General features: G+C 65.5%; 1 protein-coding gene. It reads right to left on the reverse strand.

The features are described 5' to 3' along the window. Positions 1 to 406: 406 nt before the first annotated feature. Positions 407 to 773, reverse strand: a 367-nt coding sequence (locus WDW90_RS37685) for a response regulator transcription factor (protein ID WP_336492816.1), incomplete at its 5' end; no start/stop codon positions are given.

Genomic DNA, 773 nt, shown 5'->3' on the forward strand with positions numbered 1-773 from the left:
GCGTACTCGTGCGGCCCACTTCCTACGCGGGCGCCAGGCTGCCACCTAGGGTCTGAACTCAATCAGCTTGGCGTGGTGGCGTCCTAGAGGGGCGGGAAGCAGCCCTTGACCACTCAAGGCGACTGCCTTCGCTACCTTTGTGGCCCGCTGCTGGGTGTTTGCGGTTGAAGCAGCGGCTTTCGCGGACCGACCCAGGCCCCGTTGGTTTCCTCGATCCGGCCACTCCTAATCGAATATACACCATCGCTTGGCTGGAGTTAACCCATGTTACGCATCGGCCGTGGCCGGCACGAAGACCACCTCAGGTGAGGCCGCTGATCGTTCGGTTCCTGCCCGCTGCGTCTCCGTCTTGTCCGCAACGGGTCAATAGCAGCCATCTCACGCTCAAGCTGATTGGGTTCAGACCCTAGTCGCCGTCCTGAACGGCAGCCTGAACGGCAGGACGCACGCCAGCTGCGGTCGCGATGAGAACGGCCTCGGGCAGGGTGTGGGCTCCGAGCGCTTCCATGACCCGGGCGCGGTAGATCTCCACCGTGCGCGGGCTCAGGCCCAGCGTGCGGGCGATGCTCTTGTTGGTGCCGCCCGCGAGCAAACCCTCCAGCACCGCACGCTCGCGTGCCGACAGAGCCGCGATCCGATCATAGGAGTTGTCGTGCTCGCGCGTCCGCTCCGCGGCGTCGCGGATTTCGGCCAGCGCTGTCTTGACCGCGAACAGCAGCACCTCCGGTGTCCAGGGGGCTTCGAGGAAATCGACGGCTCCCGCCTTCATGGCG

The organism is Methylobacterium nigriterrae (assembly GCF_037106235.1).
Lineage (GTDB): Bacteria > Pseudomonadota > Alphaproteobacteria > Rhizobiales > Beijerinckiaceae > Methylobacterium > Methylobacterium nigriterrae.